At 56.0% G+C, this 25,735-nt stretch carries 14 protein-coding genes and 1 tRNA gene; 11 read left to right on the forward strand and 4 right to left on the reverse strand.

The annotated features are described in order from the left end of the window. Positions 1-503: 503 nt before the first annotated feature. Together rpoB and rpoC are read left to right on the forward strand one after the other, a co-directional pair. Positions 504-4,364: a DNA-directed RNA polymerase subunit beta gene (rpoB, locus tag QZ298_RS03380; RefSeq protein WP_296005319.1), complete on the forward strand. Its 3,861-nt coding sequence runs from the start codon at positions 504-506 to the stop codon at positions 4,362-4,364. A gap of 33 nt (positions 4,365-4,397) precedes the next feature. Continuing rightward, positions 4,398-8,657, forward strand: a complete 4,260-nt coding sequence (gene rpoC / locus QZ298_RS03385; protein WP_296005320.1) for a DNA-directed RNA polymerase subunit beta' — start codon at positions 4,398-4,400, stop codon at positions 8,655-8,657. A gap of 157 nt (positions 8,658-8,814) precedes the next feature. Here the strand turns inward: rpoC and QZ298_RS03390 are convergent, their stop codons facing one another. The 4 genes from QZ298_RS03390 to QZ298_RS03405 form a co-directional block, all read right to left on the reverse strand. After that, complete coding sequence (locus QZ298_RS03390) at positions 8,815-9,003, reverse strand: hypothetical protein (protein ID WP_296005322.1); 189 nt, start codon at positions 9,001-9,003, stop codon at positions 8,815-8,817. Positions 9,004-9,256: 253 nt separating this feature from the next. Continuing rightward, positions 9,257-10,459 (reverse strand): L-serine ammonia-lyase, iron-sulfur-dependent, subunit alpha, encoded by a 1,203-nt coding sequence (locus tag QZ298_RS03395; protein ID WP_296005324.1) that lies wholly within the window; start codon positions 10,457-10,459, stop codon positions 9,257-9,259. Between the two features lie 5 nt (positions 10,460-10,464). Then, positions 10,465-10,536: transfer RNA gene (locus QZ298_RS03400), tRNA-Arg, on the reverse strand. A gap of 255 nt (positions 10,537-10,791) precedes the next feature. Continuing rightward, positions 10,792-12,309, reverse strand: a complete 1,518-nt coding sequence (locus QZ298_RS03405) for an OmpP1/FadL family transporter (RefSeq protein WP_296005326.1) — start codon at positions 12,307-12,309, stop codon at positions 10,792-10,794. Between the two features lie 833 nt (positions 12,310-13,142). On the opposite strand from QZ298_RS03405, the gene QZ298_RS03410 reads away from it, so the two are divergent. From QZ298_RS03410 to QZ298_RS03450, 9 genes are all read left to right on the forward strand, one after another. Further along, on the forward strand, positions 13,143-14,612 hold the full coding sequence (locus QZ298_RS03410; protein WP_296005328.1) for a DUF3575 domain-containing protein: 1,470 nt from the start codon (positions 13,143-13,145) through the stop codon (positions 14,610-14,612). A gap of 119 nt (positions 14,613-14,731) precedes the next feature. Further along, positions 14,732-15,658, forward strand: a complete 927-nt coding sequence (locus QZ298_RS03415; protein ID WP_296005330.1) for a DUF5119 domain-containing protein — start codon at positions 14,732-14,734, stop codon at positions 15,656-15,658. Positions 15,659-15,776: 118 nt separating this feature from the next. Then, positions 15,777-16,691, forward strand: coding sequence for a fimbrillin family protein (locus tag QZ298_RS03420; protein WP_296005331.1), 915 nt, complete (start codon positions 15,777-15,779; stop codon positions 16,689-16,691). Positions 16,692-16,769: 78 nt separating this feature from the next. After that, entirely contained in the window at positions 16,770-17,846 is a 1,077-nt protein-coding gene (locus QZ298_RS03425) for a fimbrillin family protein (protein ID WP_296005334.1), read from the forward strand. A gap of 115 nt (positions 17,847-17,961) precedes the next feature. Continuing rightward, on the forward strand, positions 17,962-19,026 hold the full coding sequence (locus tag QZ298_RS03430; RefSeq protein ID WP_296005335.1) for a fimbrillin family protein: 1,065 nt from the start codon (positions 17,962-17,964) through the stop codon (positions 19,024-19,026). Positions 19,027-19,180: 154 nt separating this feature from the next. Further along, positions 19,181-20,527 (forward strand): hypothetical protein, encoded by a 1,347-nt coding sequence (locus tag QZ298_RS03435; RefSeq protein ID WP_296005337.1) that lies wholly within the window; start codon positions 19,181-19,183, stop codon positions 20,525-20,527. Between the two features lie 213 nt (positions 20,528-20,740). Next, positions 20,741-22,921, forward strand: coding sequence for a DUF4906 domain-containing protein (locus QZ298_RS03440; RefSeq protein WP_296005755.1), 2,181 nt, complete (start codon positions 20,741-20,743; stop codon positions 22,919-22,921). A gap of 165 nt (positions 22,922-23,086) precedes the next feature. After that, entirely contained in the window at positions 23,087-23,830 is a 744-nt protein-coding gene (locus tag QZ298_RS03445) for a hypothetical protein (protein ID WP_296005339.1), read from the forward strand. Beyond that, a complete protein-coding gene (locus QZ298_RS03450; protein WP_296005341.1) occupies positions 23,817-24,224 on the forward strand; it encodes a four helix bundle protein in 408 nt (135 codons plus the stop codon). Before QZ298_RS03445 ends, QZ298_RS03450 begins: the two co-directional genes overlap by 14 nt. The last annotated feature ends 1,511 nt before the right edge of the window (positions 24,225-25,735 follow it).

The raw sequence follows: 25,735 nt of genomic DNA on the forward strand, positions 1-25,735 counted from the left end.
CCGGTGTGTAGGCTCTATGCCTTTTCTTGGTCTAAAGATCGGAAGTGCCGATATGTGCTGTGTCCGGTCTTTGGATATAGATGCTCCCGGGGCGCATTGTGGGCGCCTGCATACGGGGGCATCGGCAGGATTAGGAAATTGCCTGCCGCAAACAGGAAACAACCGCATACGATTCCTCTTGACTCCTGTATTCGGGCAACAAACCGAGTCTCTTTGGTCTCGGGAATGATGTCCGCATCTTCGGGAATGATGCCGCAAGATCGCTCGGACGATATTCCCGAACAACGTGTCGGAATTATATTGCCGACAGATAGGGATTTTCCGGCCGGTTTTTCGGAATGGATGCTCGGGATTGCGTTTCGGATGCCGCGGTTCGGCAGATGCCGGGACGGGCGATGTCTTGGGGCTACGGGCAAGGGGGCGTACGGGGTGTTTCGATGAAAGTTCGTTTTTCGGGAGCGCGCAACCGTCCCGATTACACTTCAACTAATTTGGATTTTACGATGTCCACAGCAAAAACACAACAAAGAATCAGCTTTTCGACAGTCAAGAACCGGGTGCCTTATCCGGATCTGCTGGAGGTGCAGCTAAAATCATTCCGGGATTTTTTCCAGATGGACACTACGGCCGAGAATCGTAAGAACGAGGGGCTGTACAAGGTGTTCCAGGAGAATTTTCCCATCACGGACACCCGGAACAATTTCGTTCTGGAGTTCATCGATTATTATATCGACCCGCCGCGTTACTCGATCGAGGAGTGTCTGGAACGCGGGTTGACATACAGCGTCCCTTTGAAGGCCAAGTTGAAACTTTATTGTACGGACGACGAGCACGAGGATTTCGGCGTTGTCGTGCAGGACGTGTATTTCGGGACGATTCCTTACATGACCGAACGGGGTACGTTCGTCATCAACGGTGCGGAGCGCGTCATCGTGTCGCAGCTGCACCGTTCGCCGGGTGTGTTCTTCGGGCAGAGCATGCACACCAACGGCACCAAGCTCTATTCCGCGCGTATCATCCCGTTCAAGGGATCGTGGATCGAGTTCGCTACGGACATCAATAACGTGATGTATGCTTACATCGATCGTAAAAAGAAGTTGCCCGTCACTACGCTGTTGCGCGCCATCGGTTACGAGGCCGACCAGCAGATTCTGGAGATTTTCGACCTGGCCGACGAGGTAAAGGTTTCGAAAGCCAACCTCAAGAAAGCCGTGGGCCGCAAGCTCGCTGCACGCGTGTTGTCGACTTGGGTCGAGGACTTCGTGGACGAGGATACGGGCGAGGTCGTTTCGATCGAGCGCAACAACGTCATCGTCGACCGCGAGACGGTGCTCGAAGAGGAGCATATCGACCAGATCATCGAGAGCGGCGCCAAGACGATCCTCCTGCACAAGGAGAATTTGTCGGGCATCGACTTCTCGATCATCTACAACACCTTGCAGAAAGACCCCTGCAACTCCGAGAAGGAAGCTGTCGTTTATATCTACCGGCAGTTGCGCGCTTCCGAGCCGCCCGATGAGGCTACGGCGCGCGACGTGATCGAGAAGCTGTTCTTCTCCGACAAGCGTTACGACTTGGGCGACGTGGGCCGTTACCGCATCAACAAGAAACTGGATCTGGACATCGATTCGGAAACGCGCACGCTGACGCGCGAGGATATCATCGCCATCATCAAATACCTGATCCAGCTCATCAACTCCAAGGCCGACGTCGACGATATCGACCACTTGTCGAACCGCCGCGTCCGTACCGTGGGCGAGCAGTTGTCTAACCAGTTCTCGGTGGGCTTCGTGCGCATGGCGCGTACGATCCGCGAGCGCATGAACGTGCGCGACAACGAGGTGTTCACGCCCGTCGACCTGATCAATGCCAAGACCTTGTCGTCGGTCATCAACTCGTTCTTCGGCACCTCGCAGCTCTCGCAGTTCATGGACCAGATCAACCCGCTGGCCGAGATCACGCACAAGCGCCGTTTGTCGGCCCTCGGCCCCGGCGGTCTGTCGCGCGACCGCGCTGGTTTCGAGGTGCGCGACGTGCACTATACGCATTACGGACGTCTCTGCCCGATCGAGTCGCCCGAAGGCCCCAACATCGGTCTGATTTCGTCGCTGTGCGTCTATGCCAAGATTTCGCCGATGGGCTTCATCGAGACGCCCTACCGTTCCGTCGAGAACGGCAAGATCGACATGGACAATTCGCACATCCGCTACTACTCCGCCGAGGAGGAGGAGGGCAAGGTGGTCGCACAGTCCAACATGCCGATCGACGAGGCCGGCAACTTCCTCCAGCCCGACCGCATCAAGGCGCGCCAGGGGGCCGATTTCCCCGTGGTCACGGACAAGGACGTGAACCTTATGGACGTGGCGCCCAACCAGATCGCTTCGATCGCCGCCAGCTTGATCCCGTTCTTGGAGCACGACGATGCCAACCGTGCGTTGATGGGTTCGAACATGATGCGCCAGGCTGTGCCTTTGGTAACTTGCGAGGCCCCGATCGTCGGTACCGGCATCGAGAAGGACATGATCTCCGACAGCCGCATCCAGATTGTCGCCGAGGGCGACGGCGAGGTCGTTTTTGCCGATGCCACCAAGATACAGATCAAGTACGAGCGTACGGACGACGAGGTGCTCGCTTCGTTCGCACCCGAGGTCACGACTTACGAGTTGCCGCGTTACCGTCGTACCAACCAGAATACTTCCGTGACCTTGAAGCCCACCGTCTTGACGGGCGACAAGGTAAAGAAGGGGCAGATCATCACGGAGGGTTACTCGACCGAGCGCGGCGAGCTGGCCCTGGGCCGCAACCTCAAGGTGGCTTTCATGCCCTGGAAGGGTTACAACTTCGAGGACGCCATCGTGATTTCGGAGCGTATCCAGCGTGAGGATATCTTCACGTCGGTGCACGTCGACGAATACATCATGGAGGTGCGCGACACCAAGCGCGGTGTCGAAGAGCTGACGTCCGATATCCCCAACGTCTCGGAAGACGCCACCAAGGATTTGGATGCCAACGGTATCATCCGTGTCGGCGCCAACGTCCACCCGGGCGACATCCTCATAGGTAAGATCACGCCCAAGGGCGAGAGCGATCCCTCGCCCGAGGAGAAGCTGCTCCGCGCCATCTTCGGCGACAAGGCCGGCGACGTGAAGGATGCTTCGCTCAAGGCGCAGCCTTCGTTGCATGGTGTCGTTATCGGTACGACGCTTTACAGCCGGGCCAACAAGGACACCAAGAAAGGCAAGAGCGCCGAGAAGGTGCAGTTGGAGAAGTTCGACGAGCAGTTCGCCCAGCAAATCGCCGATCTGACCAAGCGTCTGACCGGCAAGCTCTGGACGTTGCTCCAGGGCAAGACGACGATCGGCATTACCGATTACTTCGGTGTGGAACTCTATCCCGCAGGTGCGAAGTTCACGCAGAAGATGCTGGAAGAGATCGCCCGCAAATCCACCGACGAGAAGTCGGGCGTGGTAACCGGTTATCTCAACCTCGGTTCGTGCAAATGGACGGGCGATGCGCGTGTCGACGCCTTGATCGAGGCTACGATCAACAACTACTCCATCGAGTGGAAAAAGGCCGACGCCGCCATCAAGCGCGAGAAATACAACTTCACGAACGGCGACGAGCTGCCGCAGACCGGCGTCATCCAGATGGCCAAGGTCTACATCGCCAAGAAGCGCAAGCTCAAGGTCGGCGACAAGATGGCCGGACGTCACGGTAACAAGGGTATCGTGGCCAAGGTCGTGCGCGACGAGGACATGCCTTTCCTGGAGGACGGTACGATCGTCGACATCTGTCTGAACCCGCTGGGCGTGCCTTCGCGTATGAACCTCGGACAGATCTACGAGACCGTGCTCGGTTGGGCCGGCCGCGAGTTGGGGTTGAAGTTCGCCACGCCGATTTTCGACGGTGCGTCGCTCGACCAGATCAACGAGTACACCGCGCAGGCAGGCATTCCGCACAGCGGACGCACCTACCTCTACGACGGAGGTACGGGCGAGATGTTCGACCAGCCGGCCACCGTGGGCGTGATCTACATGCTCAAGCTCGGCCATATGATCGACGACAAGATGCACGCCCGTTCGATCGGCCCCTACTCGCTCATTACCCAGCAGCCGCTGGGCGGTAAGGCGCAGTTCGGCGGTCAGCGTTTCGGCGAGATGGAGGTTTGGGCGCTCGAAGGCTTCGGCGCCGCCAACATCCTGCAAGAGATTCTGACCATCAAGTCCGACGACGTGATGGGCCGAGCCAAGGCTTACGAGGCCATCGTCAAGGGCGAGAACCTGCCCAAGCCGGGCATCCCCGAGGCAATGAACGTGCTGTTGCACGAGTTGCGCGGTCTGGCCCTGTCGGTCAAATTGGAGTAAGAATTTTTCGGACGATAAGAAAAAAGAAGAAATATGTCAATTTCTAAAGACAACAAGGGTAGCAACGGTTACAACCGCATTGCGATCGGTCTGGCTTCTCCTGAGGAGATTCTGGCCCAGTCGAGCGGCGAGGTGCTCAAGCCCGAGACCATCAACTACCGTACTTACAAGCCCGAGCGCGACGGTCTTTTCTGCGAGCGTATCTTCGGCCCCGTGAAGGACTACGAGTGCCATTGCGGCAAGTACAAGCGTATCCGTTACAAGGGTATCGTCTGCGACCGCTGCGGCGTGGAGGTTACCGAGAAGAAAGTGCGCCGCGAGCGCATGGGCCACATTTCGTTGGTCGTGCCCGTGGTGCATATCTGGTACTTCCGGTCGCTGCCCTCGAAGATCGGTTATCTGTTGGGTATCCCGTCCAAGAAGCTGGAGGCTATCATCTATTACGAGCGTTACGTCGTCATCAACCCCGGTGCTGCTGCCGAGCAGGGCATCGAGCGTCTGGCGACCCTCGCCGAAAAGGAGTACCTCGACGTGTTGGCCGCCCTTCCGAAGGGCAACCAGGCGCTGGACGACAGCGATCCCAACAAGTTCGTCGCCATGATGGGCGCCGAGGCGATCTACACGTTGCTGAAGCAGGTCGATCTCGATTCGATGTCCTACGCGTTGCGTCACAAGGCTTCGACCGAGACTTCGCAGCAGCGCAAGTCCGAGGCTTTGAAGTGCTTGAACGTCATCGAGTCGTTCCGTGCTTCGGAGGGTAAGAACAAACCCGAGTGGATGGTCTTGAGCGTCATCCCCGTCATTCCGCCCGAGTTGCGCCCGCTGGTGCCGCTCGACGGCGGACGTTTCGCCACCTCCGACTTGAACGACCTCTACCGCCGTGTCATCATCCGCAACAACCGTCTGAAGCGTCTGATCGAGATCAAGGCGCCCGAAGTCATTCTGCGCAATGAGAAGCGCATGTTGCAGGAGGCCGTCGATTCGCTTTTCGACAACTCGCGCAAGTCCAATGCCGTGAAGAACGAGTCCAACCGCCCGTTGAAGTCGCTTTCCGATTCGCTCAAGGGCAAGCAGGGCCGCTTCCGTCAGAACCTTCTCGGTAAGCGCGTCGACTATTCGGCCCGTTCGGTTATCGTCGTCGGCCCCGAGTTGAAGATGCACGAGATGGGTATCCCCAAGGATATGGCCGCCGAGCTTTACAAGCCGTTCGTCATCCGCAAGCTCATCGAGCGCGGTATCGTCAAGACCGTGAAGTCGGCCAAGAAGATCATCGACCGCAAGGATCCCGTGATCTGGGGCATTCTCGAAAACGTCATCAAGGGCCATCCCGTGTTGATGAACCGCGCCCCGACGCTCCACCGTCTCGGTATCCAGGCGTTCCAGCCCAAGCTCATCGAGGGCAAGGCCATGCAGCTGCACCCGTTGGCTTGTACGGCGTTCAACGCCGACTTCGACGGCGACCAGATGGCCGTGCACCTGCCGCTGGGCAATGCCGCCATCCTGGAGGCGCAGTTGTTGATGCTCGGTTCGCACAACGTCCTCAATCCCGCCAACGGCGCACCGATCACGGTGCCGTCGCAGGATATGGTGTTGGGTCTCTATTACATTACCAAGCCCCGCAAGGGCGTCAAGGGCGAGGGCCGTGTCTTCTACGGCCCCGAGGAGGCCATCATCGCTTACAACGAGAAGCGCGCCGACCTCCATGCCATCGTGAAGTGCCTCATCGACGAGGTCGATGAGCACGGTAATCCCGTTAAGACGCTCAAGGAGACCACCATCGGCCGCATCCTCTTCAACCAGGTCGTGCCCAAGGAGGTCGGTTACATCAACGAGGTGCTGACCAAGCGTTCGCTGCGCGACATCATCGCCGTAGTGATGAAAAAGGCCGGTGCCGATAAGGTGGCCGCTTTCCTCGACGATATCAAGAACCTCGGCTACCGCATGGCATTCCAGGGCGGTCTGTCGTTCAACCTCGATGCTGTCATCATCCCCGAGGAGAAGGAGAAGCTCGTGCAGGAGGGTTACGACCGTTCCGACGCCATCATGGAGGATTACAACATGGGTCTTATTACCAACAACGAGCGCTACAACCAGATCATCGACGTGTGGACGAACATCAACTCGAAGTTGACCAAGGCCGTGATCGACACGCTCGTCAAGGACGAGGACGGTTTCAACCCCGTCTACATGATGCTCGACTCCGGTGCCCGCGGTTCGAAGGAGCAGATCCGTCAGTTGAGCGGTATGCGAGGACTGATGGCCAAGCCGCAGAAGTCGGGCGTCGAGGGTGGCCAGCAGGTCATCGAGAACCCGATTCTTTCGAACTTCAAGGAGGGCCTTTCGGTGCTGGAGTACTTCATCTCCACGCACGGTGCCCGCAAGGGTCTGGCCGATACCGCCCTGAAGACGGCCGACGCCGGTTATCTGACGCGTCGTCTGGTCGATGTGGCGCAGGACGTCATCATCAACGAAGAGGACTGCGGCACACTGCGCGGTCTGACGGCTACGGCCATCAAGCGCAACGACGACGTGGTGCAGACCCTCTACGACCGCATCCTGGGCCGTGTGGCGTTGAACGACGTGATCCACCCGTTGACGGGCGAGGTGCTCTGCAAGGCGGGCGAGGAGATCACGGAGACCATCGCCGAAGCGATCGAGAAATCGCCGCTGGAGTCGGTCGAAATCCGTTCGGTACTTACCTGCGAAGCCCGTCGCGGCGTCTGCGCCAAGTGCTACGGCCGCAACCTGGCCACGGCCCGCATGGTGCAGAAGGGCGAGGTGGTCGGCGTCATCGCCGCCCAATCCATCGGCGAGCCGGGTACGCAGCTGACGCTCCGTACGTTCCACGTCGGCGGTGTGGCCGGCGGTACGGCTGTCGAGACCAATGTCGTGTCGAAATACGAGGGTCGTCTCGAAATCGACGAACTGCGCACCGTCAAGGGCAAGAATTCCGCAGGCGAGGCGATCGACATCGTCATTTCGCGTCAGTCGGAGTTCCGCATCGTCGACCCGAAGACCGAAATCGTGCTCTACACCCATAACTTGCCTTACGGTGCCACGCTTTTCATGGCGGACGGTGCCTCGGTCAAGAAGGGCGATCTGATTTGCGAATGGGATCCTTACAACGCCGTAATCATTTCGGAGTTCGAGGGCAAGGCTGTTTATGACAGCATCCTCGAAGGCGTTACCTACCGCGACGAGCGCGACGAGCAGACGGGCCTTTCCGAGAAGGTGGTCATCGAGTCGCGAGACAAGACCAAGAACCCCGTCATCCGCATCGTCGACAAGTCCGGAGAGGAGGTCAAGCAGTACAACCTGCCCGTGGGCGCCCACGTCGTGGTCAAGGACAACGCCAAAATCAAGGCGGGCGACATCCTCATCAAGATTCCGCGTGCCGTCGGCAAGTCGGGCGGCGACATTACCGGCGGTCTGCCGCGTGTCACGGAGTTGTTCGAGGCGCGCAATCCGTCGAACCCCGCCATCGTTTCCGAGATCGACGGCGAGGTAACGTTCGGCAAGATCAAGCGCGGTAACCGCGAGATCGTCATCACGGCCAAGGAGGGCGACCAGAAGCGTTACTTGGTGCCGCTGTCGCGTCAGATCATCGTTCAGGAGAACGATTTCGTCAAGGCCGGCAGCCCGTTGTCGGACGGTGCCATCACGCCCACCGACATTCTCAACATCCTCGGCCCGACGAAAGTCCAGGAGTACATCGTCAACGAGGTGCAGGAGGTCTACCGCATGCAGGGCGTGAAGATCAACGACAAGCATTTCGAGGTAATCGTGCGCCAGATGATGTCGAAAGTCAAGATCGAGGATCCGGGAGACACGCGTTTCTTCGAGGATCAGATCGTCGATAAGTGGGAGTTCATGGACGTGAACGACGAGTTGTACGACAAGGTGGTCGTTACCGAGGCCGGCGATTCGACGAACCTCCAGCCCGGACAGATCGTGTCGCTGCGCAAGCTGCGCGACGAGAATTCGAGTCTCAAGCGCCGCGATCTGCGTCCCGTGCAGGTGCGCGACATCGTACCTGCTACGTCGACCCAGGTGTTGCAGGGTATTACCCGCGCCGCACTCCAGACTTCGAGCTTCATCTCGGCGGCTTCGTTCCAGGAGACCACCAAGGTGCTCAACGAGGCGGCTATCCAGGCCAAGGTCGATCCGCTGGAGAACCTCAAGGAGAACGTTATCTGCGGTCACTTGATCCCCGGCGGTACCGGTCTGCGCGATTACGATAACCTCGTTGTCGGGTCGAAAGCCGATCTGGAGACCATTCGCCAGGCCCAATAGCGGGCATATTCCCGGGCGGCACCCCTCTGGCGGGTGGCCGTTCCGTCAAAAGAAGCCGCTCCGGATTTCCGGAGCGGCTTCTTTATGTGGATTTGCGGACGTGCCGCGGCGTGCGGTTCAGAATCGATAATTCGATAGCCCAATGTCAGTGCGTAGGTCATGGCGTGGCTGAACCCGGTTTTGCAAGTCGCGTCAGGCCGTACTGCGCTTCGGGGCCTACGATGAATCGTCCGGCCACGAAATCGAATCCCGCACCTGCGCCCAGCTCGCGACGCCTGGCGTCGTAGTGCATGCCTTCGAGCAGCACGCTTCGTACGCGGCAGGCGACATAGGGGCCTGCGTGCACCTCGATGCGGGTGCGGCCGGCCGCACGGAACGATCCGACGGCTTTGAAATGCTGGCCGTCATGTCTTCGCTTCGTACAACTTTTCGAAGCTGTTCCATTATGACATGAAGCGCATCGAGACGGAGACCGCGGCTTATTTCAGCTGGCGGGTAACCGGGAGCCGCCACTTTCGGGCCGGGAGCGGGAGATTCTGCGTTTGATTCGATCGAGGCAGTTTACGCCCCGGTGCACGGACTGCTGGGGCCGCGGACGGCTATTTCTGCCCGTAGCGTTTGGCCAAGCCGCCTTCGGCGGTTTCGCGGTAGAGCGAGGGGAGGTTGTGGCCGGTTTCGTTCATTACTTCGACCACCTTGTCGTACGACACCAGGTGCGAGCCGTCGGAGAGCGTGGCGTAGATGTTGGCGTCGAGCGCCCGGGCGGCCGCTATCGCGTTGCGTTCGATGCAGGGCACCTGCACCAGGCCGCATACGGGGTCGCACGTAAGTCCCAGATGGTGTTCCAGACCCATTTCCGCAGCATATTCGATCTGCGATGGGGTGCCGCCGAAAAGCTGGCAGGCTGCCGCGGCAGCCATTGCACAAGCCACGCCGACTTCGCCTTGGCAGCCGACCTCGGCGCCCGAAATCGAAGAGTGGGTTTTGGCCACGTTGCCGAAAAGCCCCGCTGTTGCCAAGGCCCGCAGGATGCGGATACGCAGGAAGTCGCGCGAGGTGGCCAGGTGGTAGAGCACAGCCGGTACGACGCCGCTCGATCCGCAGGTCGGGGCTGTTACGACCACACCGCCCGAGGCGTTCTCTTCCGAGGTAGCCAGGGCATAGGCATAGATTTTTGCCCGCGAGGAGAGCGAGTCGGAGTAGCTTTTCGATTTGACGAAGTAGGTCGAGGCCTTGCGGGCCACTTTCAGCCCTCCGGGCAGTACGCCGTCGTTGTTCAGTCCCCGCTGGATGGTTTCGCACATCGTCGTCCATACCGTATCCAGGTAGTCCCAGATCGCGGGGCCTTCGCAGTCGTTCACATATTCCCAGTAGGTCTTGCCCTCCCGGTAGCACCAGGCTTTGATTTCCGAGATCGTCGTCAGCGGATAGATGCTCTGCGGCACCTCCAGACGCGAGGTTTCGTTGGCCAGCGCGCCGCCGCCGATGCTGTATATCGTCCAGGAGTCCGCCGTCTTGCCGTCGCGCAGGGCTTCGAAAAGCATGCCGTTGGGATGGAATGCCGGTACGACGTCCGGGCGCCATACGATTTGTGTCGGGGCGTGGGGTTGCAGCGTTGAGAGGATTGCCGTATCGGTCAGGTGCCCCTTGCCTGTGGCAGCCAGCGAGCCGTAGAGCGTCACACGGTATGCCTCGGCGTCGGGGCTGCGTTTCAGAAAGAGTTCCGCCGCCTTTTTCGGCCCCATCGTGTGGCTGCTCGACGGGCCGTGGCCTATCTTGAAGAGTTCTTTGAGTGATTCCATGTGTGTAGCTCCACCGCGACTCGAACGCGGATTTAGGGTTTAGGAAACCCTCGTTCTATCCCTTGAACTATGGAGCCGAAAACGGTGCTCTCGAAAAGAGAGCACCGCAAAGATACGAATAAGCGAGGGCAAAAGCAAGCTCGCTTGCATTTTGCCGAGCGAGAGTATCTTGGGAGAAGACAAAGTTCGAATAAGCGAAACTATGTGCGCTTGCATTTTGCCGAGCGAGAGTATCTTGGGAGAAGCCAAAGATACGAAAATTCGAGTGCAGAAGCACGCGTTGGTTCGATTATGCCGGAACGAACTGTTTGCGGCACTTGCTTGGGCGTTTTTTAGAAGCTGAAACCTACGCCGATCGAAAATACGTTTGCGTGGAGTTTGTAGTTGCCCGAGAATACTTCGGTAAGTTGCGTCGGGTTGCCATATTGGTAGAGCGGATACGAGCCGCTGCGTTCCGGATCGGCCGACGATACGTAGCAGTAGGCCAAGTCGATCGACATGAACTTCGCAGGACGGAACGAGAGGCCGGCCGTGTAGGAGACCTTGGTCATCGAGGGCGTCTCGGGATTCAGATAGTTGCTGTCTACCGGACTTTCGTCCACATACATGCCCATGCGGGCCGTCAGCCAGTCGGTAGCCCGATATTGACCGCCGAAGCGGAACGCCAGCGTGTTGGAGTAGTTTTTTACCGAGTAGATCGGCGCGATGCCCAGTTCCGTTTCGTTGAACTCCACGTTCAGTGCCTTGTAGGCGCTCCAGCCGTTCCATTGCAAGTCGACGGCCAGTTCCCATTTCGGCGTCGGGCGGAACGACACGCCCCACGTTACCACGGTCGGGAGCGGCAGTTCGGCGTTGAACGTGCCGCGGTCCAGCCCCGGGATCACTTCGGGCTTGCCGGTCATCTTCATCAGGTTGTTGAGCAGCAGCAGGTATTGTTGAGCTTCGGGCGATGCGTAGTTCAGTGCGGCATGGCCTTTGCCCACTTTCATGTTCATGCGCGAACGCCACGTCATGCCCACCGACCATTCATCTGTAATGTCCCACAGAATACCGGCGTTGACGCCTATGGCTACGTTGGCGTTGCCTTGCAGTTTGGCTGAGACGATCGCCTGGTTCTCGAAATGCGATGCGAAGTATGCGGCGCCTGCTCCGGCCTGATCGGCATAGCCTTGCAGCATTGCGATCTTGGCGGCCGTTTCCGGGGTTTGGGGCAGTTGCTGCAACTGGGCGATCTGGCCTTGAAGTTGTGTAGCAGCCAGTTGCATGCCTCCTGCTATGGTCTGATTGCCCGTGGCTATGGGCAGCATCGAACGCGAGAGGTCGAAATCGCCCCACGTAATCATCAGTCCTGCACCGATCGAGAGGCGATCGCATATCTTGAACGACACGGTCGGTTGTACCGTGTAGGCTTTCAGATTGATCTGCTGTACCAGGTGGGCGCCCGACCAGTCGTTGCCCCAGTTCATCGACGAGCCGTAGGGAGTGAAGAAGCCTACGCCTATCGAGAGTCGGTCGATGGGTTTGTAGTTTATATATAGGTGCAGCGGCGTCGATAATTTGTTGTCGGATTTTTCGATCGGGCCTTCCGTATAGCCGTTGGCCAGCGTGGGCAGCGAACGATAGCGGACGTTCGAGAAAATACCTGTGAATCCGGCCGATATGTCGAATTGCGAACTTTGGAACGATGTTGCCGCCGGATTGAAGAACACCGATTCCGAGTTCAGTTTCATGGCCGTACCCACATGTCCCATTCCGGTTTGCTTGGCCGACATATTGTTGACTTGATAGCCTTCGGCAAAAGCGTGTCCCAGCGTAGCCGTTGCGATCACCAAGAATAAAAATTTTTTCATAATATAAATTAAAAGATTGGTTAATGTTCGCCCTGTTCTCGGGGCGTGAAATCGGGGGCAAAAGTAGAAAAACTATTCTGGCTCCCCAAATATTTTTGGCCTAATTTGCCTGAAAAATATACTAAAAAGCGTTAATCTTATCGCGAACGATCCGATCTTCGATTGTAAAAAACAATTTTTTTTCGCTCTTTTTTGGGGTAAAATCGACCCGTTTTTGATCCCTGTTTTCAATCACTTAATCGATTAAATAATTATAATATTACGTAGGAAAATTTATGATCATTGAAAAAAAATTCCTTATTATTTGCATGGGGGGGGGATTTTTTTATATATTTGCGGCGTGAATGCTATTGAATGGGCATCGGTTTTTGATTATATCCGTTGTTTCGGGGGTTGTTTTTAAGCCGAAGCGGATATTTCGATTCTTGTTGAATAACTGCTTTCCGAATTTTTGCGGTCGGAAAGGGTGCAGGATCGGGTCGAATCGATGGTTGCATGCTGGGACGTCGATCGGGGCTTGGAGTAGTTTGCGATCCCCTTGTTGTCTGCTTTGGAGAAATGGGCGGAGTTCGTAAAAAAAACGGCGTCGCAGCGATGTGAAAAGGAAAATATCTGCAAAACGGATTGGGTTTTGCAGCGTCGCACGGCTGGCGGACAGCGCGTTTGTCGGGGTGCGCAGACTGAATTTGGAAACAAGATTTGTTCGGACACGATCCGGATCTATAAGTTAAGATTGAGCAAGTATGAATACAGTTGACACTCTTGGACTTCGCCGGTTTTTGCCGGTCTTCTTATGCGTTTTGTTCGTTTCCTCGGCCTTGCATGCCGGTGAAATGCCTGCGCCGCCGGCCGCCGGGTCGCAATTGTCGATTACCGATTCGACTTATCGTCACGTCATTACCGAGGGTTCCAAGAGTTTGAGCTGCTACCTGAACTATCCGCAGGGCAGCGCTAAAGTCTTGCCTGAATTCGGCAACAACCAGCAGGAGCTGGACAAGCTCGACCAGTTCATCCGTCAGGTGTTCCGCGATAGTCTCATCTACGTGGACTCGATCCGTTTGACGGGTTATTGCTCGATCGAGGGTTCCTATGGAGTCAACGAGCGTTTGGCGAAGACCCGCGCCGTCGGGTTCAAGAACTACCTCGACAACGAATATGCGCTTTCCAGCCATTATCCCGTGCGGGTCAACTGGATCGCCGAGGACTGGACGGAGTTGCGCAAACTCGTGGCCGCTTCGCACATGGCCCATCGCGACGAGGTGCTTTACCTGATCGACCATGTGGGCATCTTCGCCGGTCGCGAGAGGAAGTTGATGGATTTGGACAAGGGTGTCCCCTACAAATATATGCTCAAGGAGTTCTTCCCTGCTTTGCGTCGTGTGGAGATTACCGTCAACTACGACTTGCATCGAATCATCGAGGAGAAGTTGCACCGCAAGCTTACCAAGGAGGAGTTCGAGGCCGAGTTGGCCAAGGAGCGTGCCGAGGCTGAAGCCGAGGAGCGCCGTCTGGCCGAGTTGGCGCGCATGGAGGAGTCCGCCCGCCTGGAGGCCGAGCGTGAGGCCCGCGAGGCTGTCCGTCTGGAGGCTTTGCGTCGTGCCGAGGAGGAAGCCCGCTTGCAGGCCCAGCGCCGTGCCGAGGAGGAAGCCCGTCTGGAGGCTCAGCGCCGTGCCGAGGAGGAAGCTCGTCTGGAAGCCGAGCGTCAGGCTCAACAGGCCGCCAAGTTGCAGCGCAAGGAGAAGCGCAAGATGAAGCCCATCGTTGCTTTCAAGACCGATTTCGTGGCTTGGGCCGGCGTGCTGCCCGATTTTTCGCGCACGACGTTCATGCCCAACCTCGAAGCCGAGTTCTATTTTGCCAAGCGTTGGTCGGTCGGCGTTTCGGGACTTTATGCCAACTGGGATTATAAAAGTAAAAAACAGTTTTGGGGATATACCGCTTATAGCATCGAGCCGCGTTTGTGGTTCAAGGGCGACGGGTTGTTCCGCAATTTCTATATGGGGCTCTACGGTCAGATCGGCGACTTCAACAAGCAGATCGATCGTGACGATGCTTCCACGACGTTGACCAACTACACCGGCGATTATTGGAGCGCCGGTCTGTCCGTCGGTTACATGTTGGCGCTTTCGCGCCATTGGTGCCTGGAATTGAGTGTGCGGGGCGGTTATCGTAGCGCCAAATATGATATCTACGACCGCGAGTTGCCCAATTATTATTGGAGCGGTTCGGGCGAGAAGAACGAGTTTGCGTTGACCGGATTGCGCTTCAATCTGGTGTATCGCATCGGACGGGGACGACGATAGCGGTTTTTTCCGCGGGTCTTCTGCGTCCGGTAGTGCGAGATGTGCTTTTTGCAGGTCTCGGATGCCGTTCGGCAGGGTTTTCGTTCGGCAAAGGGTAGGAAATAAAAGTCCTATGTAATATGAAAGGGAAATTAACATATGTATTGACTTGCGGTTTGCTCCTGGCAGCGTTGGCAGGCGGCAGCTGCGTCAAGCAAGGTTTGGATCTCCGCGAGCAGGTGGGATACGTGCGTATCGACTTGCAGTGGGAGAACGGTAGCGTGCCCGAGGGCAGCGAATTTTACTTTTATAACGAGAACGGCGAACGCGTGCATTCTTGCATATGTGCAGCCGAGGGATTCCGCGGAACGTTGCCCATAGGCAAGTACAAGATCATCGTCTGGAATACCGATGCCGAAAATCTCGAATTGTTCGGCATGGATAATTACGCTTCTGCCGTGGTGCGCGTCACGGCTGACGAAACGGCTGCCAACAGAGACGGAGGCTATATCGCGCAGCCCGACAATCTCTTGTTGGCCAGTGCGTTCAATGAGGCCGAGTTCATGGAGGTGCCTTACCGCGATTCGGTCATTATGTCCGCTTCGCCCAAGGGATTGGTCAAAAAGGTGCATTTGGTATTCAAGGTCGACAACGCCGCTGCGGTAAAGTTGGTCTCGGGTTCGTTGTCCGGTGTTTCTTCGGGAGTGCAGTGTTCGTCCGTTTCGTGCACCAACGATCCCCGGAGCGTCAATTTTGCGATCAAGCAGGAGAATTTCAGCCAGACTTACGATTATTCTGCCGACATCTCCGTCCTTGATTTGGTGTTGCCTGCCGGCGGGGTATCCGGTTCGCATGTCTTGACGCTGGATGCCGTGGTCGATGGGGTTACCTATCACATGAATATCGACTTGACCGGCACGATCGACGATTTGCTGAAAGGCGAGTGGAACGGCACTATTCCCATCGAGATTTCTTTGGAGGTCGAGTTGAAGTCGATCGACGGCATTCTCTCTGCGGAGGTCAAGCCGTGGGATAATACGGGTACCGGAGGCGGTGAAATCATGTAATCGCCGGGTCCGATTTTTGAAGTTGTAAATATTTTCTTGCGATATGTTGAGAAACGTTTTATTTTCTTTAGCGATATGCTGTTTGTTCGGCGCTTGTTCGATCAAACAGGATATGGACATGCGTCCCGACGGGGTTATTACCCTCGGTGTGGGAGGTGTCTCCTCTACGCGTTCTTCCGTCAACGATATGGCCGGTCTCGCTGCTGTGGGTAACAAGATCGGTATCATCGGTGTTCCGACTTCCGGCAGCCAGTTCGCACTCGGCAATGCCCAGTGGGACGCTCCGCTCGTCATGGACAACGTTTGTACGACAGCGGTCGATGCAGCAACCGGTGCCATGTCGTGGGCTGGCGTATATTACTATCCGTTGGCAAAAGATAGTTACATCCAGTTTTGCGCATACCATCCTTTTGCCGCCACCGGTACTTCGGGTGCCGATTATTTGGCTGCACCCGCTGCCGGACAGGCTCCTGTTCTGCATTTCACTTTGACCGGAGGCGAAGACCTCATGTTCGCCAAGCCCGTTGTCGGCAGCAGTTCTGCTTCGCCCGGCAAATTGAGCTTCGAGCATGCGCTCACGCAGTTGCAGTTCGCCTTGGTCGATGAGTACGGCGCTTATGCCGATGCTACGCTCGAGAGCATTACCGTCTTGGGTGTCAACGCTTCCGGTGCGATGAACGTCGAGACCGGCGAGTTGGGCGATTGGGGCGGCAGCACCGATCTGGCGTTGTCCGGATTCTCGCCCGTGCCGATTACCCGTTCCAGCAGTGCGGCTCCGCAGTTGCTCGACGGCGAGTTGATGTTGCAGCCCGGAGCCAAGAGCTTTACCCTTCGGGTCGTCACTTCGCGCGCCACTTTCGACAATGTGGTCATTCGTCCGACCTCGACGGTCGACGGACAGAAGGAGACGACTTTTGTCGCCGGACGTTCCTACTTGGTTACCTTGACTTTCAAGCAGCGTCTGGAGATCGAGTCCGGAGCTACGGTCGTGCCTTGGGTGCTCGGCGGTACGGGCGAGGGGATCGTGCAGTAGTTTCTGTGTTTGAAAACCTTATAATTTCATATATAATTCGAAAATCAAAACTTCAATTCACTTTTAATTTTTTCTACAATGAAACAGTTATTTTTCTCTCTGCTTGCCGTAGCAGCTATGGCAAGCTGTTCCAAGAGCGAATTGGCTATTCGTCCCGAGGCTGTCAGCGACGTGGAGATCATGGCCAAGTCGAATGCTTTGAGCATCGACGCTGACGCTTCGTCCCGCGCTCCGTTCGAGGGTACGATCGATAACACGAATGGCAATTCGTTGACCGCTCAGGTGCTCGCTTCGAAGACGTCGGGTAACTATTCGACGCTTTACAACGATCCCAACGCTACGCCGGCCATGTCCGACAAGATGATCTTCAACGACAACGGCACCACGGAGGTCGGTTTCGACACCAAGCCGGCTTACTTCCCCGCCGATGGCAGCAAGATCTATCTGATGGGTTTCTATCCTTACACCGGTTGGACGAAGCGTCAGAACGACGATAACAACGATTGCCATACCTTCACGATTACCGGTAAGGAAGACCTCATGGTCGCTGCCGAGAAGGGTACCGACAAGGCCGAGGCTCAAAATGGCACCTTCCCCACGCTGGAGTTCAAGCACTTGTTGACCAAGTTGGACATCACGCTGGTGGCTGAAGACCAGGCTGCCATCGATGCTTGGGGTGCTGTGACGGACATCTACCTGTCCAAGGCGCTCAATGCCAATATCAAGGATCGTGTTTGGGTAAAATATGCTGATGCTACCGTTGATTTCACGGTATTGAACGTGCCCACCGATTCGCTCACTTGCTACATGATGGATGCTACTTCCGGTACTGCCACGGCTACGGATAACGCTTTCTCCAAGCAGTCCGTTGCTTTGACCACGACCGCTGCTCATGCCGCTTACGTTCTCGCTACTCCGGTTGTTGCTACCGGTACGAACGACTACACCCTGGGCGTGATGACGGCCAACCACACCGAGCCGTTCATGGTAAAGGTTAATTTGAAGGACATCGCCAACGCGACGCAGGCATTTACGGGCGACACGGCCGGTAAGGCTTTCGCTGTGACTTTGACTTTCAAGGCTACGCAGATCGAGGCTAAGGCTACCGTTACCGAGTGGGTTGACGGCGGTACGGCTGACGAGGAGATCCAGTAAGACTTTTTCACTCCTCTCCGGCGGTTCGGCCGGCGGAGAGGAGATGTTTTGGCTGTAAGGGGTTGAATGTCCCCTTACAGTCGCCAAGATCAAGACTTTTTAAATTTTTAGAACAATGAAAACGTTTGTAAAAGGCATGTTCTTCCCGGTGGGAGGCATGTTGTTGGCCGTTGCGTTGTTGGCGGGATGTTCCAAGAAGAAGGACTTCTCCACGTTCAACAGCGGGGATGAAATCCGCATCAGCGCAGGCGCCGCTTCCATCAGCGTGGGTTCTACCAAGTCCGACATCATGCGTCCGACGCGTGCCGGCGACGGTGCGATCCAGTCGGGCCATACTTCCGACTTGAGCGTTGCTTTCGCACGCATCGACCAGGATGCTTCCGGTAACTATCCTGCTGATTATTCCGGTGTCGCCGCAGCTTTGAACGCTACTTGGAAGGGTTCTTTGACTTCTTCCGACGCCGATGCTACGGACATCGTATTCGCCACCAAGCAGTATTACCTCGCCAATGGTAAGGGCACTAAGTTGGTCGGTTGGTATCCTCAGGGTACGTTCAACGCCGGTGTCATTACTTTGGCTGTCGATGGCGATTCCGATATCTTGTTGTCCCAAGAGTTGGAGGGCAATAAGGTCAACGGTTCGCGTTTCGGGCAGACCGGTAAGATCTTCAAGTTCGATCATCAGTTGACGTGGCTCAAGTTCGCGGCTTACGCTGCCGATGCCGATGCGTTGGACGTGTGGGGTAACATTACCTCGATCAAGTTGAAAGACCAGGCCGAGAATTGCACGATCACGCTGCCTAAGACTGTCGCTTTCTCGACGACGCTCAAGGATATGAATCTTGTCGCCAAGAAGTATTCCGACGGCACTGCCATCGACTATACCGGCGATGGTCTCGTTGTCGGTGTCGCAGAGGCGAACAAGGTCGAGTGCGGTTATGCTTTGGTTCCGCCCGTCGGGGACGATGGTTCTTTGAAGTTGGTGCTCGACACTTCGATCGGCGGTCAGAAGGAGGTTTCCCTCTCTTTGCCTAAAGCTGCCGACGGGACTACGGTGCTCGGATTCGAGGTCGGCAAGGCGTATGAAATCCGCCTCATCTTCACTGTTTCCGAAATCAAGCCTACGGCAACGATTACCGATTGGATCCAGGTTTCCGATCCCGTGGAGGTGCCGCTTTAATCAAAATAAGCCCGTTGCGGCGGGCACGCAACTTTCGCACGGTCTCCGTCCGTCCAGGATTCTTGTTTCGGCAGGAAGCCTGGACGTACGACGGAGCAGATCGAGGAGATGCGATCCGCCGTTCCGAGGATTTTGAATCATATAATCGATCATTATGAAAAAATTGTTGTTTATCTTGTTGTTGGCTGTTGCGACCGGTTGCCACAAGTCCGACGATGGAGCTTCGGCGCCCCAGGGCGGCGAGGTAACTGTCGACTTTACCTTGGCCGGGGTGCGTGCCGTCGTGCGTCCTGCGGCAGCGCCTGCCGTGCGCGCTGACGAAGGCGCCACTACGCCGACGACCGGCACTCCCGTGGCTTTGGCCGAGGGTGCCACCGTGCGGATTCTCGCTTTCGCACGTGCAGCAGCAAATGCCGATATCGCTAACGATACGTTTATCGCCGATGCTACGTATGTCGCCGATGCTTCCGGGGCGTTGACTCCTTGCGTTGTCGATGCCGACGGTGCCGTCACGACCGGTACGGCCAAGGCCATGCGGATTCCCCCCGCCGAGTACAAGTACGATTTCTACGCCATCACGCCCGCCGTGGCCGTGCCCGATCATAGGGCCGTTTCCGTCGGCCATGGCGTCGATTACGCTTGTTCGCTCACTTCCGAGGAGATCACGCCCCGCCTTTCGGGCGCTCAGACCGTTGCTTTGAATACCTTGGTGCGCCATTGCACCCAGTTGGCAGTCCAGCTCAAGCCCAGCAGCACGGCAAAGTTCCAATCGATGGTTTTTACGGAAGACTTTTCGTTGAAGTATATTTCCAAGTCTCCGTATGTCGCTGCGATTTGCTCGCAGTGGAATCCCGATGACGAGGTGGTGTGGCCGCTTTTGGGGTTGACCGATACCGAAGACGCTGCCTATAATTATTCGATTGCGAAAAGCAAGTTCACTTCCAAGCCGGAATCTCCGCTTGTGCATAATGCAACGGATGTTGTCTTGCCTAAACGTAAGTCCGCTTTCAGAGTTCAAACGGCGATTTCGTTCGATGGCTTGAAAGCCACTCCGTTGACTGCACCTGTGGATCCCATGGCCTTTGCCGCTGGTTATCGGTATAATTTCGTTGTGACGTTGGACGGTGCGAAATTGACGTTGATTCTCCAGGTCGGCCCGTGGGTCGATGGTTATGGGGACGATGTAGATTTAGACTTGGGCGAATGGCCCCACGCTTCCATTACGGTCGGTTCTTGGAATTTGGAGATTGTCAATACGGAACTCGGCGGATCCTTCATTCCGACCGTTGTGGCCGGTAATTGGGTGCCTAACGCGGCTTGGGATACCGAGATTTCCGGATTCCCCACTTTGGCGGCACCTCATTATCCCGTCGATTGGAATACGGGTAATGTTGTCGACGATGACTTGGGCGATTCGTTCCATGGCGATCAGACTGTTCCCGGTTGGCAGCAGCCTTCTCAGGATGTCGATACCGACTTCGGCCCTGCTCCTGAAGTATAGTGCCGGGTGTTGAATTTTGATAATATATAATTCACATAAACCTTTATTTAAACAATTATGAAAATCTTTCAAAAAACATTGCTGATTGCTGCTGCCGCTTTGGCTTTTGCAGCTTGCAGCGAGGATTTTGATTCGACTGTTGACCCGAACGTTGGCGGGTCGGAGCCGGAAGGCGAAAAGGTCGCCATGACTTTTGGTTTGGCAGTGCCGGATATGGTTGTATCCGAGAATGCTGCTCTGCCTGGAACTAAGGCTGCTGCCGATGATTCGTTCTCCGTTTCGTTGGGCGGTGCAGTTACTCGTACAGATGGGTATGACGAGGATCGCGCGAATGAGTTGAAGTTGGAGAGCGCTGTGAAAGACCTTTGGGTTATTCAGTTCTCTGCCGATGCTCCGACTGCAACCAAGCAGGTTTGTAAGCATTACAGCAACATTGTCGACAACAAAGTTAGCGTAGACCTTTACAACAACAATGGCGCTAAGACTCCCGTTTACTTCGTAGCCAATGCCGGTGCTGATGCATTTGCAGCTTATGAGACTGGCAAGACTGGTGCTCAGCCGCTTTCTCTCAAGCAGTTCAAGAAGCTTTCCTTGAACGTTCCGGAGACCGGCTACGCAGGCGATTTGGCAACTAACGGTCTGCCGATGTTGGCCGATACGTTGTTGAGCGCAGTTACCGGTGAGGAGACGATCCGGCTTAAGCGTACGGTTGCCAAGGTTGAGCTTATCCTCAAGCAAGAGAACTTCGACGCATTGACGGTTTCCAACGTCCAGATTTGCGATGCTCCCAAGAAGTTCTACTACTCGGACAATGCAACGCAGTTGAAGGCCCTGAAAGCCAATTACTCGAATGGAGAGAACGGCAAGGGTCATTTCGACAATGTTTTTGTCACGAAATCGATCGCCGATCTCAAGACGGGTGCCCAGCGAATCGTGTTCTACATCCCTGAGAACATGCGTGGCGAGGGTACGGCCGGTTCGCCCGAGTCCAAGAACTGGTGGAATGCTCCGTTGCACAGTTCGTACATCGAGATCATCGGTACCCATACGGACGGTTCTTTGACGACCGACGTCGAGTATTGCATCTTCCCCGGTAAGGACAATACGAACGATTTCAATATCGAGCGTAACAATTACTATAAGATCACTGCTACGATCAGGGGTGCCAACTTCAATGGCGACGGTCGTGTGACGGTGGCTGGTAAGGCTATCGATTTGAATGCAACGAATGATAATCAGACAGCCAACTGCTACATCGTTGAAAAGACCACCCAGATCTATTGCTTCAATGCTTCGACGATGGGTAACGGTGTCAACGTTCCTGCTTGCTCGACTACGCAGAACAGCGTGACGCAGGATCAGCAGGCAATTGTGGCGAAGACCGACATGAAGCCCGCGAAAGCTGCTGTGCTTTGGGAGGCCGGTCCTTCGGGACATGCCAAGGAGTTGATTTCCAACGTGAAAGTCGATACCGAGGAGAATAAGGTTTACTTCTCGACCAGCGGTATGCTCGGTGGCGATCGCATCCCCGGCAACGCTTTGATCGCAACTTATGCAAATGCCACTACGACGGATGTACTTTGGAGCTGGCATATTTGGTTTACGCAGAATGACCTCGATGAGACGGGTGTTACTCACAAGAGTTCTTTCGGTGGCGGTGCGCGTATCTTCAAGGTTATGAATCGCAACTTGGGTGCCGATTCGAATCCGGAAGCCGATGCTGCTTCCTATGGTCTGTTGTATCAGTGGGGCCGTAAGGATCCGTTCGTAGGTGCCGGCAAATTGCACAGCACCGCTAAGGAGTTCGCACCTTCGTCGAAGACCGACTGGGATACCGATGTCGTTGCTGCTAAGGCGGTTCCGGGTGCTACGGGTGCTACTGATGGCTTGAAGCGTATTCAGTATGCCGTTGCTCATCCGACGACTTTCATTACCTACTATGTGAAAGATGATGCCGGTGCTGAGACTTATGACTGGGTTGGCGGTAACTCGTGGGCTAACCAGTTCGATGCTCTGTGGGGCAACCCGAACAAGGTCGCTACGATCGATGCTACGCATGCCAATACTGCAGGTTACGTGAAGACGATGTACGACCCGTGTCCGGTTGGCTGGCGTATGCCTGCCCAGGATACCTGGACGAACTTCACGACTACGCACGGTAACACCTCGACGTTGAGCGAGTTCAACGTAGTTACGAAGACGACCGCTGCATTCGATGCTTCGGTGGGTTGGGTATTCTACACTGGCGGCACGCCTGCTACTGCTTATTATCCTGCCGCGGGCTACCGCCACGAGTCGTCGGCCTGGGCTTCTATTCGGGGGTCGTGTACCCGTTGGGCAACAACTACCGGGCCTACGGTTTTTCCGTGCGCTGCGTCCAAGAATAATCAGTGAGCGAGCGTCAAGCGAGACGAACGTTTCAAATTTATTTAACCGGAGCGCTTTCGGGCGCTCCGGTTTTGAATACCGCCTTTAAGGCGGTCGAAAATTTTTTTTGGATTTTTTGTTTTATTTTTCGGGAAAAACATTACATTTGCATCGAGAAGTTTTAGATGCTCCATGCGTTTTTTCGAAGAAGTAGCCCAGAGGGAGGATCGCAACGACCGTGAGATCGTGCTTTACCCCGAAGGATTGTTCTACAAGGCTTACGAGCGTTCGGCTTTTGTTTGCGTGAGTCGGATTTCGTCGTTCGTCCCTTCCAAGAAGCGGGTCAGGTACCTGGGCCGCGATTTGGTTTCGATCGGGTTTCCGGTCTCGGCGTTGGCGAAATATTTTCCCGATGCGCCCCGGCCCCAGGAAAACGAGCCTGTGGTCATCGCGTTGAGCGAGCCGATCGATCCGGTTGCTGCCGAGACATGGAAAGCCGCGCTGCCGCTCAAGGAGCGGATGCCGCGGGGCGGTCGTCGGGCCGCGCTCCAGGCCAGACAGCGGGCTGCCGAGTTGGGAGCCGAAGCGGTCGAGGTCAATGCCTTGCCGGTTGGCAGTCGCAGCCGTGCGGCGGAAGTCGTTGCGGAGTCCGCGGCAGTTCGTCGGCAGGAGGAGGTTTCCGGGTCGGAAGAGGTTGCGGGCGTTTCCGCAGGACGGAAGTCCCGCGTGAGAGGTTTCCGTGCCGCGAACGATCCCGCGCTTTCGCCGCGTATCGCGCTTCGTGTTCCGTCTGCATTGTCCATGCGGCGCGAGCGGGAAACCAAGGCCGAGCGTATCCTGCGGTTGATCCGTGATTACCGTCTGGAGGCGGCTACTCCCGTGGAGTGTGTATTGTTTATTGCCGATCTGAAAAAAGAAGTCGATGGCTATTTATGACAATTTACCGGTTTTCAAGGCGTCTTACGACTTGTTGTTGCATGTGGTAAAGCTCTCTGCCAACATTCGTCGCGACGCTCGTTACACGATCGGTGAGACGCTCAAGAAAGAGATCATCGAATTGTGCGTCTACATCTATCGCGCCAACACCCGCACCGACAAGGCGCCTTTGATCGAGGAGGCCCGCGAAAAGATGGTGCCGATCAAGTTGTTGATCCGTCTGCTGCACGACACGCAGCAACTTTCTACCAAGCAGTTCGCTTTGCTTTGCGAGCAGATGGATACCATCTCGCGGCAGTTGTCGGCTTGGCAGAAATATATTCAGAAAGATAAGAAGCGTTCCCGGACGCCGGAGTCGGAACCCGAAGCCGACCTTGCGCCCGAAATGTTATAAAAGATAAAAAAACAGTTTTCCTGCAACCCGGAATGGCGAGGGCCATGGTTTTCGCCAGAGTGGTAGTAGATTCAGCAATCCACTGACGGCATAACGCGCTGCGCGGATTCATCCCCCGCAAGGCGAAGTCGCCAGTTGTTCATCCCAGTCTGCCGCAGAGTTGTGCTTGTGCTCTCCTCTGTGGCATTCATTCCAGCGATTGCTTTTTTCACACACCTGCCGCGGGCTATCGCACGCGTGAGACGGGAGCCTTGACGAATGTCGGCGCGAACGGCAACTACTGGTCTTCCTCGTCCTACGCAGCGGGCAGTGCCAACGCGGGCAACCTGGGCTTCAATTCGGGGGTCGTGAACCCGTTGAACAACAACAACCGGGCCAACGGTTTTTCCGTGCGCTGCGTCCAAGCATCTACGGGGAGCTGTTTTTTATTCTTTTGCTTGTTCCTTGACGTTTTTAAGTTTAAAGAGTAAAAGAGAGGCGATCGCATCTTGCCTTTCCCACGACGGTTTCCCGGATTTGCGGGCCGGTCGCATCGGCGGCCGCCCGGAAGGCGGGCACCTCGGCTGTCGTACACGACGTCGGTATGGACGGTATGGGCGGCAGCGGGTAGGTACGCATGCGGTTACCTTAGGTTTTTCAGGATAAAAAACAGTTTCAGCACCCGGAATGGTGGGGGTCATGGCTCCTGCCAGCGCGGTAAGTAGATTCAGCAATCCACTGGCAACGTAAAGCGCAAAAAGAATTATAAAGACGAAAGTTTCGCAAAAAATCCGATACTATGAAGTTTTAGTGCAAAGGTTCCGTGCAAAAACTTTTGCTTCTTGTTTTGCGGTTTTGCCAGTTATCCATCCCAGTCTGTTCCGAGGCTGCCGGGGTCGGCTTCCTCGGGTCATTCATTCCAGCGATTGTTTCTTACACCTGCCGCGGGCTACCGCCACCGTGAGTCGGGAGCCTTGACGAATGTCGGCACGGAGGGCGACTGGTGGTCTTCGTCGTCTTACGCTGCTGGCAGTGTCAACGCCGGTAACTTGAACTTCCGGGCGGGCAACGTGAACCCGCTGAACAACACGAGCCGCGCCAACGGTCTCTCCGTGCGCTGCGTCCAAGCATCTACAGAGGCTGTTTTTTATCTTTTCGGTTCTTCGATTCGAACCGCTCCGATAAAAAACAGCTTTTTCGCAACCCGGAATGACGGCAGGCCATGGCTTCCGTCAGTGCGGTTCGTAGATTCAGCAATCCACTGGCAAGAGAACGGCGCAAAAAGAATTATAAAGACGAAAGTTTCGCAAAAAATCCGATACTATGAAGTTTTAGTGCAAAGGTTCCGTGCAAAAACTTTTGCTTCTTGTTTTGCGGTTTTGTCAGTTATCCATCCCAGTCTGTTCCGAGGCTGCCGGGGTCGGCTTCTTCGGTGCATTCATTCCAGCGATTGCTTCTTTCACTGCCGCGGGCTACCGCCACTGTGAGTCGGGAGACTTGACGAGCGTCGGCGGCAGCGGCAATTATTGGTC

It is taken from the genome of uncultured Alistipes sp. (genome assembly GCF_910580175.1).
Taxonomy (GTDB): Bacteria; Bacteroidota; Bacteroidia; order Bacteroidales; family Rikenellaceae; genus Alistipes.